The 16,521-nt window shown below is 59.3% G+C and carries 17 protein-coding genes; 2 read left to right on the top strand and 15 right to left on the bottom strand.

The window, feature by feature from the left end; translation table 11 throughout:
- Positions 1-11: 11 nt before the first annotated feature.
- Positions 12-848 (bottom strand): DMT family transporter, encoded by an 837-nt coding sequence (locus tag EOM25_00220; protein NCC23610.1) that lies wholly within the window; start codon positions 846-848, stop codon positions 12-14.
- 340 nt (positions 849-1,188) lie between these two features.
- Here EOM25_00220 and amrS point away from each other — a divergent pair, with 340 nt between their 5' ends.
- Positions 1,189-2,196 (top strand): AmmeMemoRadiSam system radical SAM enzyme, encoded by a 1,008-nt coding sequence (amrS, locus tag EOM25_00225; GenBank protein ID NCC23611.1) that lies wholly within the window; start codon positions 1,189-1,191, stop codon positions 2,194-2,196.
- Positions 2,197-2,233: 37 nt separating this feature from the next.
- On the opposite strand, the gene EOM25_00230 is transcribed toward amrS, so the two are convergent.
- From EOM25_00230 to EOM25_00295, 14 genes are all read right to left on the bottom strand, one after another.
- Positions 2,234-3,496, bottom strand: a complete 1,263-nt coding sequence (locus EOM25_00230; protein NCC23612.1) for a class A beta-lactamase-related serine hydrolase — start codon at positions 3,494-3,496, stop codon at positions 2,234-2,236.
- 47 nt (positions 3,497-3,543) lie between these two features.
- Entirely contained in the window at positions 3,544-4,179 is a 636-nt protein-coding gene (locus EOM25_00235; GenBank protein ID NCC23613.1) for an OmpA family protein, read from the bottom strand.
- A gap of 69 nt (positions 4,180-4,248) precedes the next feature.
- The gene (pal, locus tag EOM25_00240) at positions 4,249-4,776 is read right to left on the bottom strand and encodes a peptidoglycan-associated lipoprotein Pal (GenBank protein NCC23614.1); all 528 of its coding nucleotides are present in this window, start codon (positions 4,774-4,776) and stop codon (positions 4,249-4,251) included.
- 57 nt (positions 4,777-4,833) lie between these two features.
- Positions 4,834-6,168, bottom strand: coding sequence for a hypothetical protein (locus tag EOM25_00245; GenBank protein ID NCC23615.1), 1,335 nt, complete (start codon positions 6,166-6,168; stop codon positions 4,834-4,836).
- A gap of 4 nt (positions 6,169-6,172) precedes the next feature.
- Entirely contained in the window at positions 6,173-6,982 is an 810-nt protein-coding gene (locus EOM25_00250) for a TonB family protein (GenBank protein NCC23616.1), read from the bottom strand.
- A 56-nt stretch (positions 6,983-7,038) separates the two neighbouring features.
- Entirely contained in the window at positions 7,039-7,449 is a 411-nt protein-coding gene (locus EOM25_00255; GenBank protein NCC23617.1) for an ExbD/TolR family protein, read from the bottom strand.
- A gap of 1 nt (position 7,450) precedes the next feature.
- Positions 7,451-8,149: a protein TolQ gene (locus tag EOM25_00260; GenBank protein NCC23618.1), complete on the bottom strand. Its 699-nt coding sequence runs from the start codon at positions 8,147-8,149 to the stop codon at positions 7,451-7,453.
- 45 nt (positions 8,150-8,194) lie between these two features.
- Positions 8,195-8,866 (bottom strand): histidinol phosphate phosphatase domain-containing protein, encoded by a 672-nt coding sequence (locus tag EOM25_00265; GenBank protein ID NCC23619.1) that lies wholly within the window; start codon positions 8,864-8,866, stop codon positions 8,195-8,197.
- A gap of 2 nt (positions 8,867-8,868) precedes the next feature.
- Positions 8,869-9,363, bottom strand: coding sequence for a bifunctional nuclease family protein (locus tag EOM25_00270; GenBank protein NCC23620.1), 495 nt, complete (start codon positions 9,361-9,363; stop codon positions 8,869-8,871).
- Positions 9,357-10,694, bottom strand: coding sequence for a tRNA (N6-isopentenyl adenosine(37)-C2)-methylthiotransferase MiaB (gene miaB / locus EOM25_00275; protein NCC23621.1), 1,338 nt, complete (start codon positions 10,692-10,694; stop codon positions 9,357-9,359). Before miaB ends, EOM25_00270 begins: the two co-directional genes overlap by 7 nt.
- Positions 10,691-11,254, bottom strand: coding sequence for an adenylyl-sulfate kinase (locus EOM25_00280; GenBank protein NCC23622.1), 564 nt, complete (start codon positions 11,252-11,254; stop codon positions 10,691-10,693). Before EOM25_00280 ends, miaB begins: the two co-directional genes overlap by 4 nt.
- 26 nt (positions 11,255-11,280) lie before the next feature.
- Positions 11,281-12,363: an aminoglycoside phosphotransferase family protein gene (locus EOM25_00285; GenBank protein NCC23623.1), complete on the bottom strand. Its 1,083-nt coding sequence runs from the start codon at positions 12,361-12,363 to the stop codon at positions 11,281-11,283.
- Between the two features lie 114 nt (positions 12,364-12,477).
- The gene (locus EOM25_00290; GenBank protein ID NCC23624.1) at positions 12,478-13,926 is read right to left on the bottom strand and encodes a glycosyltransferase family 2 protein; all 1,449 of its coding nucleotides are present in this window, start codon (positions 13,924-13,926) and stop codon (positions 12,478-12,480) included.
- Positions 13,927-14,211: 285 nt separating this feature from the next.
- Positions 14,212-15,045 carry an alpha/beta hydrolase gene (locus EOM25_00295; GenBank protein ID NCC23625.1) on the bottom strand — a complete coding sequence of 278 codons (834 nt, stop codon included), beginning with the start codon at positions 15,043-15,045 and terminating at the stop codon, positions 14,212-14,214.
- Between EOM25_00295 and EOM25_00300 the strand changes: the two genes are divergently transcribed.
- Entirely contained in the window at positions 15,044-16,516 is a 1,473-nt protein-coding gene (locus tag EOM25_00300; protein ID NCC23626.1) for a PAS domain S-box protein, read from the top strand. The genes EOM25_00295 and EOM25_00300 overlap by 2 nt on opposite strands.
- Positions 16,517-16,521: the final 5 nt, after the last annotated feature.

Raw genomic sequence — 16,521 nt, forward strand, 5'->3', positions numbered from 1 at the left:
CTTCCAAAGCATCACGGTCTGTTGGTCAGCCAGACACCGCCGATGACCATGACCCCGCCGGTCAAAAGGCTCAGATGGATCGGTTCGTCCAGAAGAAAGAACCCCATGAGCACGGCGAAGACCGGGACGAGATTGATGAACACCCCGGCCCGCGAGGCCCCGATGGTGTTGATGGCCGCATAGTACCAGTAGTAGGCCACGCCCGTGGCCAAGGTTCCAAGAAACACCAGACAGCCCCATTCGACCATGCCGGCCCGTATCAAGTCCGACGGCACATGCCCCCAGGCCGCCGGGATTAGCATGAAGGTCCCGACCAGACAGGACCAGGTCACCGCCGACAGGGGTTCCATGGTCCTCATCACCGAGCGGCCCCCAAGGGAATAGGCGGCCCAAGCGGCCACGCAGCCCAGGATATAGACGTCCCCCGTCTGCACTCCCCCTTGAAGCAGGACCATGGGATTGCCGTCGGCGATGACCACTGCCACTCCAACCAGAGAAATCAACGTCCCCAAGATGCGTACCGGGCCAAACCGTTCCTTCCAGAAAACGGCCGACAGGGCCGCGATGCAGACCGGGATGCAGGCCACGATCAGGGCCGCCCGGCCGGCCGGAATCGTCTGGAGCCCGGTGAAAAAGAAACGGTTGTAGAAAAACACCCCGGTCAGGGCTAGAAACAGGACCGGCAGGAATTCCGATTTCCGTAGCGAGGGCCATCGGCCGCGAGAAAAACGGTACAGACCGACAAGAAAGCTGCTGGCCAAGGCCAGCCGGAGAAGAGCCGAAGTCATGGGATGCAAAGATTGGGACAAGAGCCGGCCAGCGATCCAGGTCCCTCCCCATAGGGCCATGACCCCCACCAGCCGGGCGTAAACGGGCCACAGGAGATAGCTGCCGGGCGATCCGGAACTGGAAAAGGTATTCAAAGCAAACTCCAAATCAAATCGGGCGGGGTATGAATCGGACCATTTCGGGAATGCCTTTGTTCAGACAGCGCGTTTCCTCATTTGTGGCCGACGATCGGCACGGCGGACATAATCAATGAATCGTTGCCTGCCAAGACAAGGTCCATCACCATTTTTACACCATCGGACCAAGGCGAACTCGGATGAATTTTTGGGCCCTTGCATTGGCAACCTGCAATGACGTAGTTTCAACAGACTGTAATCGCAAATACAAGGAGACCTGCTCATGCGCGAAGCCAGACTCTGGAAAACCGAAAAGGACGATTGCGTCCTCTGCCTGCTCTGTGCCCATCATTGCCGCTTGAAGACGAACGAAAGGGGCCGGTGCGGGGTCCGACTGAACCAGGGAGGAAAATTGGTCACCCTGGCCGACCGGGTGCCGAGTATGGGCTTTGATCCCGTGGAGAAGAAACCGCTCTTCCACTTTTTGCCCGGGACCACGACCCTGTCTTTCGGAACCATGGGCTGCAATTTTTCCTGCCTTTTCTGCCAGAACAGCTCCTTGTCGCAAACTCCAAAACTTGGTGGCCGCATCCAGGGCGATGTCGTCGAGGCTGAATCACTGGTGGCTCTGGCCGGCCAACACGGGGCCCGGAGTATTTCCTACACCTACTCGGAACCAACGATTTTTTTCGAGCTCATGCAGGACACGGCCCTGAAGGCCAAAGAAGCCGGGATGGCCAACATCATGGTCAGCAACGGTTTTCAGAGCCCGCAATGCCTGGAGGCACTCGACGGCCTGATCGACGCCGCCAATATCGACCTCAAAGCCTTCACGGACACATTCTATCGGGACATCTGCGATGGGAGCCTGAAACCGGTCTTGAGGAATCTGAAACATATCCGGGAAATGGGCTGGCATCTGGAAGTGACCACTCTGCTCATCCCCGGCTTGAACGATTCCGACAAAGAACTGGGGGAAATGGCGAATTTCATCGGCAAGGAATTGGGGCCGGACGTTCCCTGGCACATTTCCGGATTTTATCCGACCTTCAAGATGATGGACCGCCCGCCCACTCCGTTGGAAACTTTGGAACGGGCCCGAAGAATCGGGCAGAAGGCAGGACTGTGGTTCGTCTATCATGGGAACCGCCACGGCCGTGGCGGTGAGGACACGATCTGCCCGGGGTGCGGCAAGACGGTCATGTCCCGCTCGGGCTTCACTCTTTTGGAAACCCGTCTCAAGGGAAGCGATTGTTCGTTCTGCGGCCACCGGATTCTCGCCGCCCACTGACCGTCAAAACGGCCGGAACATGATGGCCGCCTGAAAGCTATCGGGACTGTTCGGGTTTTCCCGGATACCCCAAGGCTTCCCGGACGCCGTAGGCTGCGTCGTACAGGGCGAAAAAGCAATGCTGGAATGTGTCCATGCCCCTGCTCACGTCCAAGAAGGGCAGGCAGACGACCACTGAAACCTCGGCTTCCGGATCGTAGGCCATCATGGACAGATACCCGACCCGGCACCCGTTGTGCCCGTAGCCGAGATTGGGGCGGTATTCGCAGCCCAGGGCATAGGTTGGCTGGGCCGTCGAGCCGTCGGTCATCATCAGTTCGACCGTTTCCGGCTCGAGGATGTTTTCCCCCCGAAACAGGGTCCGGACGAATCGGTTCAGGCCGGCCAGGGTTCCCCATCCGTTGCCTTCGGCCACCTGGGCGCTCATGTTCATCCGCGAGAAGACCAAGGTCCCTCCCTCCGTGACGATGGTTCCCGGTACGAACGGTTCGGGAATCGTCTGGTCCGTGGACTTCCAGGGAAAATCAATGTCCAGGGGCACGGGAGCCTGCTCTCCCACGATCATGTCACGCAAGTAGTCCGTCAGGGTCTTGCTCGTTCCGGTCCTGAAGGAATAGACCCGGGCCACGATCTCGCCAAGCATGGTGTACCCGGTGTTGCTGTAGTGATAGCCCTGGCCCGGCTCGAAATACGACAGGCTGTGCAAGGCGGCCTGTCCCACCAGTTCGGAGGCCGAGAACTGATGGTCGGGTTTCAGACCCTGTTTCCAGGCCGTGTAGGACTCCCCTCCGCATCCGGGCACCTCGTCGTTGTCCACGTCGTAGACCCCGGCGGCGTGCTGGAGAAGAAGTTCGATGGTGATTTCGTCTTTCCAGGGGACGTTCCACTCGACCGTGTCTGGAACGTAGGGGATGGTCGAGCCGGGGATGAGGTCCGTGATCCGATTATTGATGTCCAGCCACCCGTCCTGATGCATGCGCAGGATGCAGGTCGAGGTGAAGGTCTTGGTGTTGCTGGCGAACCGAAAATGGGTGTCAGCCGTCATGGCCTGCTCCGGTGATGCCGACGAGGACGCGAAGATGATCGTGGAAGGAGTCTGGATGATCAACCCCAGGACAGGCACGTCTCGGCCGAGGACGGATTGGAGATCATCCCTGACCTTGTCGACTGCTGCCCGAGCCCGCTCCTCGTCGGTCTGGTCCCCCGAGGAATTGCCCGTGCGGCATCCGCAGCCAAGAACCAGCAACATGGCCGCTACGGTCAGTATCATCGCCCGGCCGCTCATACATCCCTTCTTCATGTCTGGCCTCCCGAGAGTTAATTTCTCAACAATCAGACGTCTGAAGACTATTGTATGATTTTGAACTCGTCCCGGCGATTCTGGGCCCAGGCCGACTCGTTCTGGCCGTGAACGGCAGGATATTCCTCGCCGTAGCTGATGATCTGCATCCGCCCCGATTCCAAACCCAGGAGGATCAGGAACTCGTAAGCCGCCCTGGCCCGACGCTCGCCCAGGGCCAGATTGTATTCCTCGGTTCCCCGGTCGTCCGTATGTCCTTCGACGAGAAGGCGCACCCCCGGATTGGTCTTCAACCTGTCGGCCAGGACCTGGAGTTTCTCCCGGGCCTCGGCCTTAAGTTCAAAGGAGTCGAAATCGAACAGGACGACCAGATTCCTGACCTCTTCCTCCAGGGCGGCCAACCGTGTCGGATCTCCCTGAGTTCCCTCGGACTCCAGGGCCAAACGTCTGGCCTCTTCGTCCTGAAGCTCGCTCTCGTGAAGCTCCCGCTCCTGAAGTTCACGAAGTTTCTTGGCCTCTTCGGTTTCGGCATCGGCAGGCCCGCCATCCTGGAAGCTGCCGGTCTGGGCTCCGGTTCGGGTCATGGGCGAAGAACCGACGCTGACCTGCTTCTTGGTGCATCCGCCGGCAAAAAGAAATGCAGCCACCAGGGCCGCCAAGAGCATCCAACTCATTCTGCGCATCTGTTGCCTCCTCGATGTTTTCCGCGATGGGAGGGCGGACTTGTGATCCACCCTCCCTGTTTCGGTATCCTACTGAATGGGTTTGAATTCGGCGCGGCGGTTCTGGGACCAGGCCGTTTCATTATGTCCGGAAGCCACGGGCCGCTCCTCTCCGTAGCTGAGGATCTCCGTCCTGGACAATTCCACACCGAGCAGGACAAGGAATTCACGGGCCGCCCGAGCCCGGCGTTCACCCAGGGCCAAGTTGTATTCCTCGGTGCCTCGCTCGTCGCAATGCCCTTCAATCAGAACCCGGACGGTCTGGTTGGCCTTCAACGTGTCGGCTACAAGCTGCAGGTTCGCTCTGGCCTCGGGCTTGAGATCCGAGGAGTCGAAGTCGAAATGGATGGTCAACTGCCGAAGCTCCCTTTCGACCAGAACCCTGGGGTCCTCCACTTCGACGATCTCGATCGTTTCCTGCTCAACAACGACCACCGGCTCGGGCTGGGGCTGGGGCACCGAGGTCGAGTCGCCGCTCACCTTGCGGCTGGCGCATCCCGAAGCCAAAAACGATCCGGCCAGCACGACCATCAATACCAACCAAATTCCTTTGCGCATGTTCTCTTCCTCCCAAAAAAATTGTTTTTGAAACCGACCCATATAGCACGGGCACGCTTATCGCCCTTTTGCGTATTCCCTTCCCCAGGCCGGAGCCGAGGCTTCCCCGGGACCGGTGGGCACCAGTCTGGCCTCATCTCCATGCCGGGTGGTCAGATAAATCTTATACCCGCCCTCGCGGTTGGAAGTGAAAGCCAGGAAATATCCGTCCGGAGACCAAACCGGATCCTCGTCGTTTCGAGGGCCGAAGCTCACCTGCCGTTCCCGTCCCGTGGTCAGGTCCATGACGAAAATCCGATGGCCGTTCTCGGTCTCCCCCGCGTAGGCCAGAAACTTGCCGTCAGGGCTGATGTCGGCTCCGGTGTTGTATTTTCCGGCGTATGTGGCCCGACTGACCTCCCCGGATGGCATGTCGAGAACAAAGACGTGCGGATTGCCTGCCCGGCTGGAGACAAAGGCCATTTTGTGTCCCGCGGAGTCGAAGCTCGGGGAAATGTCGATGGCCCAATGCTGGACCAGGGGCTTGTCCAGCCTAAAACTTCGGTCCAGTAGGAAGATGTCTGAGCTGCCCTGGGGATTGATGCTTACGGCTAATCGCCCGTCGGGCAGAAAAACCGGGGAAATGACCGTGTTTCCAGGCAGGGTCCTGGTCGTGACCTTGTCCGTTTCGCCGTCCCAAAGTCCGAGCATATGCTCACGTCCGGAAAGATAGGTGAAGGCCAGATAGCGACCATCAGGGGACCAGGCCGGACTCAAACAGATGCCTCCAAGGCGGGTGACCTGTCTGAAATCCCGGCCCAGGGCGTCGGCCACGTAGATTTCCTTGTTTCGACCGATTTTTTTGACGAAGGCCAGCTTGGAATCAAAAAAAAGCCCGCTCCCGGTCAATATCTCCATCAGGGCTGAGCAAAACTTGGCGGCGACCTGCGGAATCTGTTCCGTCCCCTGGATCTGGTAGGCCTTGCCGAGCACGAGCCGCTGGGTGAAGACCTCGTAGGCCCTGAGCTCGACCTCACCGAGGATGCCCGGCCTCTGGGCCCAGGCCGAGGTGCAGGCCAGATCGACCTTGGAGAGCTGAAGCTTCCTGAAGTCCATGTTCCTGGCTAGATACCCGCCAAGGCCCCCTCCTCCCAGCATGTCCGCCGAGGAAACCAGATGAAAGAAAGGCAGGAAGGACAGGTTGGCCCTCAACTCCTTCTCCAGATTTACCGCCGGATCGAGATCGACGCCCTCACGACCCTCCAAGGGCAATGGCGACGCCAGATAGAGGTTCATTCGGGTCTGGCCGGGGCCGTGGATGTCGATGTTCAAGGCATCCTGGGCCACGGCCGGCAATGCGGCCAAAAAGAGGGCCGACAAGGCCAGGAGGAAAAGAATGATGACTTTGTTCATATGCTCACGAGATGAGTTCATTCAGATTGAAACGGATGACCAATCGACGGATCCCCAGAGGAGGCTTGGGAAAAACCTTGGTTTCGGCCACGGCCTGCATGGCCGAGGCATCGAAATCGGATCGGCCGGATGACTCGACGATTCTGGACCCGACGATTGTTCCGGCGTCGTCGATGTCGATCTCGACTCCGACCACCAGGGCACCACCTCCGACCCGCGGAAATCTCCAATTCTCCTTGACCTTGGCCTCGGCCAGGGACGCGTAGATATCCAGGAGGGTCACCCCTCCGCTCCCTTCGCCGCCCTCGCCAGGGGATCCCACTGCAGCGGCCTCTTGCCGGGCCTGAGCCAGAGCTCCGGCCACGGTGTCCTTTTGGGCTCGATCGCTGCGGGCGGCCTGTTCCCGGGCACTCCCCAGGGCGCTGGCCAGGATGTCCTCCCGGCTTTCCTTTTTCTCCGGCCTCTTTTTGGGCTCTTCCTTGGGCTTAGCCTTGGCCTCGGGCTTGGCCTTGGGTTTCGTATCCTGGGCCTTCTTGGCCGGACTGATGTCCTTGGGCGTCGGTTTTGGCTCGACCTTGGCTGCGGGCTTTGGGGTCGGTTTCGGATCGGCCTTTTTCTGGACTGCGGCCGATTTCGGTGTCTGGGAGGCTCCGCCCTTGGCCGGGCCCGGAGCCTTGAGGGTTACCAGATCAACGGTGTAGACTCTTTTATTCAGGTCGATCTTGGCCATGGAGTTTCCGCTTCCGGCCTGGAGCAGGGCCACGGCCACGATGACATGCACGAGGACCGACAGGACCAGGCTGAGTCCGCGCATGCCCGCCCCATCGCCCCCAAACTTGGAGAATGACCGGCCCGACGGAAAGGAAAGCCTCACGGATCGGTTTCCTCCTCGGCCACCACGCCCAGTTTTTCAACCCCCGCCGCCTTGGCCCTGGCCATGACCTTGACCACGACCCCGTAGGGAACGGCCCTATCGGCCTTGAGATACAAGAGTTTGTTCGTGCCTGACATGACCGTGGCCAGATGCTTTTCAAGCTCGTCCAATTCCAATCGATACTCGTCGAGGAAAAGAGTTCCGTTCCCGCTGACGGTCAGAATCACGTGATCACTGTCCTCGGGCAGTGAGGCCACTGTCCTGGTCTGAGGCAGATCGACCTCTATGCCCTGGGTCATCAGAGGGGCCGTGACCATGAAAATGATCAGCAAGACCAGCATAACGTCCACGAAGGGCGTGACGTTGATCTCGGAAACGAACCCTTTCCCCCCGACCCCGAGCGCCATCTCACTCCTCCCGGGTCTTGAGATCCATCCAGGGAATCTCGCGCTGGACCCTGTTCAAAAATGTTCCGGCGAAATTCACGAATTCCTTCTCGATACTGTTCAGCATCCCTAGAAAGGTGTTGTAGGCCACCGTGGCCGGGATGGCCACGAAGAGTCCGATGGCCGTGGCCACCAGAGCCTCGGAGATGCCTGGAGCCACCGCGGCCAGGGCCGCCGATTTCTGTATGCCTATGGTATGGAAGGCGTGCATTATCCCCCAGACCGTCCCGAACAGGCCTATGAACGGCGCAGCGTTGGCGCAGGTGGCCAGGAAGGGAAGAGACCTGGAGATGCGGTCCAATTCCCGGCTCACCCCCTGCTTCAGGACCCGACGGACGTTGTCCTCGGAGATCTTGTACTTGACCTCGGGTCGGATCTTGGCCCGCTCCAGATTCTTGATCTCTCCCAGGGCCAGATTGGCCACCGGAAACAAGGGCGAGCCCGACCCGGCTTTCAGCAGGCGCAGGGCGCTGGGCAGATCAGGGGCCTTGTTGAACCGTTCCAAATCCTGGAGGGATCGCTTGCGGACCCTGTTCAGCTGGATAGTCTTATAGAAGATGATGTACCAGCTGGTCATAGACATGGCTCCAAGAACGAGAAGGACCAACTGGACCATGGTCGTGGCCTGGGCCAGCATGTCCCAAAAACTGAATGAATGCATGACTGTTTCGTTTATGTTGAGGTGAAGGGCCCCATAGCCCCGGCCTCAGGCTTGGACCGTCCCTCGGGCGGCCAGGATTTTTCGGGCCAGACCGTCACCGTTGGCCTCGGCTCGCCGGTATTCATTTTCGGTCATACCCGCCCCCAGGGCGGTGATGCGCCGAAAGTCCCTCGAAACCAAATCCCCCGGGGCATGGGCGTCGTTGTTGATGACCAGACCGGCCCCGAATTTTCTGGCCATGGCCAATACGTGGCCGTTGGCCAAAGAATGCCCTTTGCGAGTCGTGATCTCCAAAAAAACTCCACGCTCGGCGGCCAGACGGACGTCCTGCTCGGTAATGAGCCCGGGGTGGGCTAGTATGTCCGCCCCGGCCTCGATGGCCGCCAGATTCGTGCCCAGAGCCACAGGCTCGACCACAGTCTCTCCATGGACAACCACCACCTGCGCCCCCAATTCCCTGGCCCGAGCGACAAGAACTGGCACCAAGCCGGGCGGAACGTGGGTCAATTCCACTCCGGCCAGCAGATCGAGGCCCATGTGCGGACCATATTCCCGGGCCACGGCCAAGAGTCCGGCCAGGGTCGTTTCCAGGTTGGAATCGTCCACATGATCGGTAAAGGCGATGCCCGAATACCCGGCCACCTTCGCCCTTCTGGCCAGTTCGGCCGGAATGAGCTCCCCGTCGCTGAAAACCGTGTGTGTATGCAGATCGAACATGATCACATCGAATAGGGTTTGCCGTCCGGATCGAACTTGGCCAGCACTTCGGTCCATTTGTCCGACTCGGCGTCGTCCAACACGGCCTGGAATGGTTTCTCGGCTCCTTTGGCCACGGTCTCCAGCAAGGTCTCGGTGGCCAAGACCGGGACACCGGCCCTGAGCGCCAGGGCGATAGCGTCCGAGGGACGGCTGTCCAAGCGCCTCTGCCGATCTCCTGTCGAAAGGACCAGCTCTGCGTAATAGGTGCCCTCGCTCAGGGCGGTCAACTCGACCCGATCCAGGGAGGTTTCAAGGTTCTCCAGGAGCCTCAGAAAAAGGTCATGCGTCAAGGGTCTCTGGACCTGTATCTTGTTGATGGCCATGGAGATGGCCACGGCCTCCATGTTCCCGATCCAGATGGGCAGGACAAAACGGCCGTCCCCATCCTTGAGGATGAGAATCGGAACCTGAGATTCCTCGTCCAGGGCCAGCCCAAAAACGTGCATTTCTACCATGGTGCTCCTTGCGTCTCGCCGGACAGACTGTGCCCTCCGGAACCGGTGACTTTTACCGCGACCATGCGCCCGGCCAGATCCGGGATAACGTGATCAAAATGGACGATCCTCCCCCCGGGATCCCGGCCCTGCCAGCGGATTTGACTTCCGAACTGCTTCTGGTTCGGCCTTTCAACCAAAACAGTCGTTTCATTCCCGACCATGCCCGCCAGATGGGACGCGGTCAACTCATCCTGTCGGCGCTGCAGCCGAGTCAGACGGTCGAGCTTTTCGCTGCGGTCGATCTTCAAGGGCATCGCGGCTGCCTGGGTTCCGGGCCGGTCCGAATACATGAACGAAAAGCTTCCGGCGTAGTCCACCTCATCCAGCAGGCTCATGGTCTCCTGAAAATCCTGCTCGCTCTCTCCGGGAAACCCGACGATGATGTCCGTGCTCAGAGCCAAATCCGGCCGGACCCCGCGCAGGGCCCTGACGATATCAACATAGCGTTCCCTGGTGTACTTCCTGCCCATGGCCTTCAGAATCCGATTTGATCCGGACTGGACCGGCAGATGCAGTTGTGGACACAGAACCGGCAACGATCCAAAGGCCTCGATGACTTCAGGGGCAATGTCCTTGGGATGAGAGGTCGTGAACCGGAGACGCTCCAGGCCCGGAATGTCGGCCACCGCTGTCAGTAGCTCGGCAAATGACGGGCTGCTTGGCCTGTCAAGCCCGAAGCTGTTGACATTCTGCCCAAGCAGGGTCAACTCTCTCGCTCCCCGCTGCACCAAGGTCGAACATTCTCGCAACACCGAATCTATATCCCGGGATTTCTGCCTCCCCCGGGTGAAAGGCACGATGCAATACGCGCAAAAATTGTCGCAGCCCTGCATGATGTTCACGAAGGCCTGGCCGGGAATCTGATCCGGCAGGCCGCCGTGGCGCTCGGGATAGGCGTCCTCGAAGTCCAGCAGGGCCGCCCGACCTATTTCACCCCGAACAAGACGGTCCATGGTTTGAGGCACCCGATGGACCCCGTCCGTACCGAAGACAAGCCGCACAAAGGGAAAACGCTTCCAGATGGCCCGGCCGACCTGCTGGGCCACGCAGCCCCCCACCACGGCGAAGCCGTCAGGGATGGACTGCAGCCTGGGACCGATCCGCCCCAAAACGCTATACACTTTCTGCTCTGGCTTGTCCCGAACGCTGCAGGTGTTCAGGACGACCACATCGGCCTCTTCCTCGACAGTCTCCTCCCATCCCCTGCTTCGCAAGGAAGCAGAAATCCAGGACGAGTCGCAGACGTTCATCTGACAGCCGAAGGTCAGGACGTGGAAACTCCGGCTCACCTTCGGAAATCCCCCAACCAGCGACGAAGAAACTCCAGAACGGCCGCCACCCCTCTTTCCGGGTCCGGGCAATCATTCTCGATCACCAGTTCGGCCTCTGGATTCTCCTCGAAGGGCACATCCACCCCGACCACCTGCCCCAGACCGGGAAAGTTTTGACCGGTGCGCCTGCGCTCCAAGGCCTTCTCATACAGCCCGGCCATGACCAGCCCTTCGGGCCGGGCCGCCTCCCGGGCCATGGCCGTTTCCAGTCTGCATCGAACCATAACCTCAACGAACCGTGGGGCCAGGTTTCGGCAATGATCCCTCATGGCCCGTTTGGGAGCGGTGCCGTCCATGACCACCCGTCTCCCGTCCCTGGCCAGGGCAGCCCCTTCCTCGGCGAATAGGCGATAGGCCTCGGCCCGTTCCTCGCCGGAATAGGTCGGATTCGGAAAATAGGATTTCCTGCGGGCATCCATCTCCAAAAGATCCACGTCCATGCCTTCGGCCCGCAGGGCTTTGGCCACGCCCCGGGCCAGGCTGCTCTTGCCGGAACCGGGCAGGCCGACGAACCACATCGCCCATCCTTTTTTGAAGATTCCGCTCACGGCACCATGTACTTGTTAATGTTCCGCCAGTCGAAGACCTCGTCATCGAGCACACGTTCCATGAACCGGAACAGGCCTTCCCTGACCTGGGGCGGATGGTTCGGATACCATTCGGGAGAGGCGATGACCAGAGCCCGGAACACGAAGTACGGGGCGATGACCTCCAGCATTTCCGAATCCTCGGTCCGTCCGAGGTATTCTTCCCAGAAGGCCGTGTATAGAGCTTCGAAATGCCCGCCGAGCCCGGCATGTCCGTAGAGACTGAACAGAAGATAATTGCAGGTCATGGTGGACACGTCGTCGGCCGGCTCGCCCCATTCACCCCGGCTGCGGTCCAATACGGTGAAGTCGCCGTCCGGGCGGACCAGGACGTTCCAGGGATGGAAATCCCCATGCACGGCGCAGAGACGGTGGGTATAGCCCCGCAGCTTCCAGCGCCAGTCGATCAGGCGTTTTTCCAGGGCCTTGATTCGCTTGACCGGAAATGGCTCGTAAGGAAAAGGATATCCGTCGACAATGCCCCAGATGCACTCGGAATCCCCGAGGAGCTGTCTGGTCCGGCGGACGTAGAGGTCAGCCGCCTCGTGTTTCCGGGCGTGGACCTCGCTCAGCCAAGCGGCGAAATCCCGGGCCAGACGAACGTCCGAATCGCGAAACTCGCCGTTTTTGATCCGTTCCAGATGCAGGAAATAGTCGTCGCCTTCGACCTTTTCGTTGACGATAAAAAATTCTTTCGGATCCAGGACTGGTTCCAACCGTCCCTGGCCGTCCACATAGCCCAGGCCCAGTGGGCAAACGTGCTTGGGCATCCGGGATCCGGCATCGTACTGGAACATGAGGATGGCGGCCCGGTCCCAGAGAAATTGGTGACCGTACTTGTCCCCGCGCATCATGGACAAGACAGCCTGCCTGGGACGGCCGTCCACTTCAAAACTGACGAGCATCGGCTTGCCGTACCCGAAGTCCTTCATCCCCTGCTCGTCCAGGGAACCGATGTCCCCCACTCCTGTCAGACGGACCTGACCTGGAAAGGTTCGCGTCAGGTAGTTCTCGATATTGGCCAGGCTGAGTTCGATCATGGCTTTCTCCTGTTCAGATCACGATTTTCAAGGCCCCGAGAGGGTGCCATGACCGCCGTCGGCAGTCAACGAATATCGGACCTCCGAGGGCCGAACCATCATCGAAAAAGGAATTCAGGCCGCGATCCTGGCCGTATTCACGGCCATCTTCGACTGGGCCACCTCACCGAGCTCCGTCGCCAAGTCCCGGGTCAACCATCCATTCCGATGCGGGGTAACCAGGGCGTAGAGACTGATCCACGACAATCCCACCAGCCAGAAGGCCGCATAGGGAAAGGCCCAGAGAAAGTCGGTGTTCCGGTTCCGCACGAAATGGAACAAGGCCGGAACCAAAGCCGCCGTGACGAGGCCGATGAGGAGATTGTAGCCGGCCAACAAAGGCCAGATCATCAGGACCAGGGGAAGGGACAGCTTGAAGCATTCGCCAACGGACATCCTGAGGAGATGGACGAGAAGGTTGATCCGGGCCCCGGTAGCTCCTTCCGGGCGAAAACGTTTGAAGGCGAACCGACAGAGTGCCAGGGTTTCCCGGATGTTGCTCCGGGCCCAGCGCAAAAGCATCTTGCACAGTCCCCGATATGCCGTCGGGACCTTGGTGTAGACAACGGCGTCGTGCTGGAAGTGGACCAGCCAGCCCTGCCGGAGGATGAGGTTGGTCATGGCCCGGTCTTCCCCGATATTGGCCTCCCGACCGAGAAAGGTCTGGTTGAGCCATTCATCGAGAATGGGCACCACGGCACTGCGGCGGTATCCTGACAATGCCCCGGGCGTGCACATGACCGTGTTCACCCGGCTCTGGGATGCTCTGATGAAGTCAAAGGAAAAGGTAAAGGAAACGTCCAGCATCTTGGGAATCAGCCCCTCCCCGACGTTCAAAACCCTGACGTTCCCGGCCACGGCCCCCACTCGCCCGTTGCGGACCATGACGCTGGCCAGACTGCGGATGGTTCCGGGGGCAACCTCGGAATCGCTGTCGATGGTTACCAGAATTTCGCCCCTGGCCCGGACGAAACCCTCGTAGAGGGCTCTTCGCTTGCCGTGGTTGATCGGCTGCCGGACAAGCTCCAGCCGGTCTGGAAACTCCCTGGCCGCAGCCTGCATCCAGATCCAGGTATCGTCTCTGCTGCCGTCGTCCACGCAGACGACCTGCATTCGTGTCCAGGGGTAGTCGCTGGCCATGACGCTCCGGACCGTATCCAGGACCTGACGGCCTTCGTTGTAGGCCGGTATGACCACCGTGCAGAGAGGAAGGTCCTTGTCGGGACACGATGGAGTCGATCGGTAGCCGACAACCAGGAAGATCCTCCAGACCAGGACGAGAAAACTCAAGACGATCATGGCCAAACCGACCCAGGCCCAGGGGCTTTGGAAAGCCTCGAGTCGAAGCCGTTCCAGATCATCGGCCAGATGAAGACGCATCGCGACGGCCAGGGCCAGGATCGTCACCAAGCTCAGGGCAACGGTCACCTTGCTCCAGTTGAACCTCCAGCCCAAATTGTCAACCGGTTTCGTCATCGATACGAGTTTATTTGTGAGGACGAACGAATCCGACTTCCGGCTCATGAACGCGTTGGAATGCACGGCAACCTTCCTCGTGATCTTTTCTGTATAAGGAGAAGAGTTGGAATGAACTTCCCGAATGGACAGGGCAGGACGCACTGTCGAGGAAAACGCCTTTTGACCTAAACGCTGACAAAGTCAATGAAAATAAAATCAACATTCACAGTATGTTATAAACTCATGATTAAACAATGCCTCGAAAATCGGCCCGGCAGGCCATTTCCGGAGCTAAACACAATCATTTGAAAATCTGGGAAAAAAAGAAAATCGAATGGACGCGGAGTGGTTTTACATCTCCAGCAGGAGGGCGGCGACTTCATCCGGCCGTTCGGTCATGGCGAAATGTCCGGAATCCAGGGTCATGACCCGCCATCGAGCAGCAGGGACTGCATTTCGAGCCGCCTCAAAGGCCTGGCGCGTCACGGCGGCAAAATCACTTTTGACACACCAGACGTAAAGTTTGGGGATATCGTTCAACGCGGCCATGTCCACCATCGACGGGGCCGTGTACGGATGAAGGGCCTCCAGACCGAAATCTTTCCGAGGATCGAGTCCAGAAAGGCCCAAAAGATCGAACAGGGACTTGCCGAGTTGGGGAACCGCGGCGTCGAGGAATACCATGGCCTTGACCAGACCGGGCCGCTGTCTGGCCGCTTCGGCGACGACCAGGCCCCCGTAGCTGTGTCCGGTCAGGACTACGGGTTGGTCGGCTGCGGCCACGGATAACACCTGAACGATCTGTTCTCCGTGATCCTGCAAAGTGCTTGACTCCGGCAAAGACAGATCCGGGTGGAAGACCTTCCGACCAAGGGCCTCGAGCCTCATGGTCACCGGGTTCCAGACGGCCCCATGGGAACCTCCGCCATGAACGAGAACGATGTTTGGAATCGGCATGAAATCCTCCATGGAGTCAGGGCAAAAAAACGGTCCCAAAATGCAAGCCGGATTCGTCCCAAATGAATTCGTCACGGAACGTATACGTGGATAGACCAATCCCGCCCATGAGAAAAGGCCTTTAAACAGCCCAGATCCAAAGTTAAAACCTTGCGGTGGGTGACGGTTTGACATAGGGATTTCTGAATTATTCGAGAATTCATCGAAAACGCCAGGAGATTCCGTCATGCCCACGGTCACAAGACAGCCATCGGACCACTCAAAAATTCGCAGCCGCGAGATTCTCGAAAACGCACCTATTGGATTTTTCGAGGCCGACTTGGAAGGACGGATTCTTTTCGCCAATCCCGCTTTGGCCAAAATCCACGGCTACGAATCCGTCGAAGCCATGGTCGCGGCCGAAATTTTTTCTGCAGTCTGTGCCGACCCTGGAAGCTGGGAAAGATTGGTGGATCTTTTGAAACTTCAAGGTCGCGTGAACGATTTCGAATGCCGTCACAAAAAAATGGATGGGACCCTGTTCTGGACAACGGTTCATGCCTGTCTCGACAATTATGCGGGCAAGGATAACGCCGTTGTCCAAGCCTTCTGCATCGACGCCACCGATGCCAGTGGGGCGGCGGCGAAACTGGAAAAATTCCGCTGGCTCGTCTGTCCCGAGCGGACGGAAAAAGGTCTGATCGCCCCTTCCGGACAATGTCCGGCCAACCCGGCCTACAAAACCGAATTTAGCGGCACCGGAGCCATTGGCCGATGTCTGGACCCGGATCTGCTGCGGCAAATGGCCGGAGAGTGCGTTGAACTTCTGGGAACGTCCATCGCCGTCATGGAAAAGGACGGAACCTACGTCCTCAAGGCCGACATCTCCCAATGGTGTTCCCTGCTCGACACGGCCTCCAGGACCAATTGTATGGCCGAAAGCAACGCCATGGCCATGAATTCGGGCCAATGGCTCTGCCATGAATGCTGGATGAAAACCTGCACCAAGGCCATGCGCATCCGTGAACCCGAGGAATCGGATTGCCCCGGAGGCATACGATGTTATGCCGTTCCAATCCTGGCCAACGACGAGGTCATCGGATCCATCGCCCTGGGCCTGGGCTCGCCGCCCCTGGATTCCGGAAGCTTGAAGACCCTGGCCTGGCGCTACCGAATCCCCGACGATCGACTGCATGCCGCGGCCACGATCTACGACCCCCGCCCGACGTTCCTCATCGAATCGACGAAAAACCGGGTTCTGAGCGTGGCCAGGCTCATCGGTTCCATGGTCGAACGCTTCCGGGCCGAGGATGCCCTTCGGCAGAGCGAAGACCTCTACAGGGTCCTGGTTGCCAACGCCTCCCAAGCCATTCTGGTCATTCAGAACGGGTTCATCACCTTCGCCAACGCCTATGCCGAAAAAATTTCCGGGTTCACCGCCGAGGAGATCAGCGGACACCCCATTCATCGATTCGTCCACCCCGATGACCAGGAACGGGTCTTCACGAATTTCATCCGCAGGCTGTCCGGGGAGAGCCTCGAACCCTATCCGTTCCGGTTCATCGCCCGGGACGGAAGCGTCAAATGGGTCGAGACCACCGGAGTAGTCTTTCAATTGCAAGGCAAGGACGCTTCTCTCATCTTTCTGACCGACATCACTCGGCATAAACTGACCGAAAAAGCCTTGGCCCAGGCGACAGGATCGACCACCGGCATCTAAAGGCC

This window comes from Deltaproteobacteria bacterium (assembly GCA_009929795.1).
Classification (GTDB): domain Bacteria; phylum Desulfobacterota; class Desulfovibrionia; order Desulfovibrionales; family Desulfomicrobiaceae; genus RZZR01.

Coding starts and splice junctions, on each gene's coding strand:
- EOM25_00285 (NCC23623.1), bottom strand. CDS start 12,363: ATGATCGAACTCAGCCTGGCCAATATCGAGAACTACCTGACGCGAACC.
- EOM25_00295 (NCC23625.1), bottom strand. CDS start 15,045: ATGACGGAATCTCCTGGCGTTTTCGATGAATTCTCGAATAATTCAGAA.
- EOM25_00270 (NCC23620.1), bottom strand. CDS start 9,363: ATGGTAGAAATGCACGTTTTTGGGCTGGCCCTGGACGAGGAATCTCAG.
- EOM25_00230 (NCC23612.1), bottom strand. CDS start 3,496: ATGAAGAAGGGATGTATGAGCGGCCGGGCGATGATACTGACCGTAGCG.
- EOM25_00280 (NCC23622.1), bottom strand. CDS start 11,254: ATGTGGTTCGTCGGCCTGCCCGGTTCCGGCAAGAGCAGCCTGGCCCGG.
- EOM25_00300 (NCC23626.1), top strand. CDS start 15,044: ATGCCCACGGTCACAAGACAGCCATCGGACCACTCAAAAATTCGCAGC.
- pal (NCC23614.1), bottom strand. CDS start 4,776: ATGCGCAAAGGAATTTGGTTGGTATTGATGGTCGTGCTGGCCGGATCG.
- amrS (NCC23611.1), top strand. CDS start 1,189: ATGCGCGAAGCCAGACTCTGGAAAACCGAAAAGGACGATTGCGTCCTC.
- EOM25_00250 (NCC23616.1), bottom strand. CDS start 6,982: ATGCGCGGACTCAGCCTGGTCCTGTCGGTCCTCGTGCATGTCATCGTG.
- EOM25_00245 (NCC23615.1), bottom strand. CDS start 6,168: ATGAACAAAGTCATCATTCTTTTCCTCCTGGCCTTGTCGGCCCTCTTT.
- EOM25_00255 (NCC23617.1), bottom strand. CDS start 7,449: ATGGCGCTCGGGGTCGGGGGGAAAGGGTTCGTTTCCGAGATCAACGTC.
- EOM25_00290 (NCC23624.1), bottom strand. CDS start 13,926: ATGAGCCGGAAGTCGGATTCGTTCGTCCTCACAAATAAACTCGTATCG.
- EOM25_00235 (NCC23613.1), bottom strand. CDS start 4,179: ATGCGCAGAATGAGTTGGATGCTCTTGGCGGCCCTGGTGGCTGCATTT.
- EOM25_00265 (NCC23619.1), bottom strand. CDS start 8,866: ATGTTCGATCTGCATACACACACGGTTTTCAGCGACGGGGAGCTCATT.
- EOM25_00220 (NCC23610.1), bottom strand. CDS start 848: ATGGCCCTATGGGGAGGGACCTGGATCGCTGGCCGGCTCTTGTCCCAA.
- EOM25_00260 (NCC23618.1), bottom strand. CDS start 8,149: ATGCATTCATTCAGTTTTTGGGACATGCTGGCCCAGGCCACGACCATG.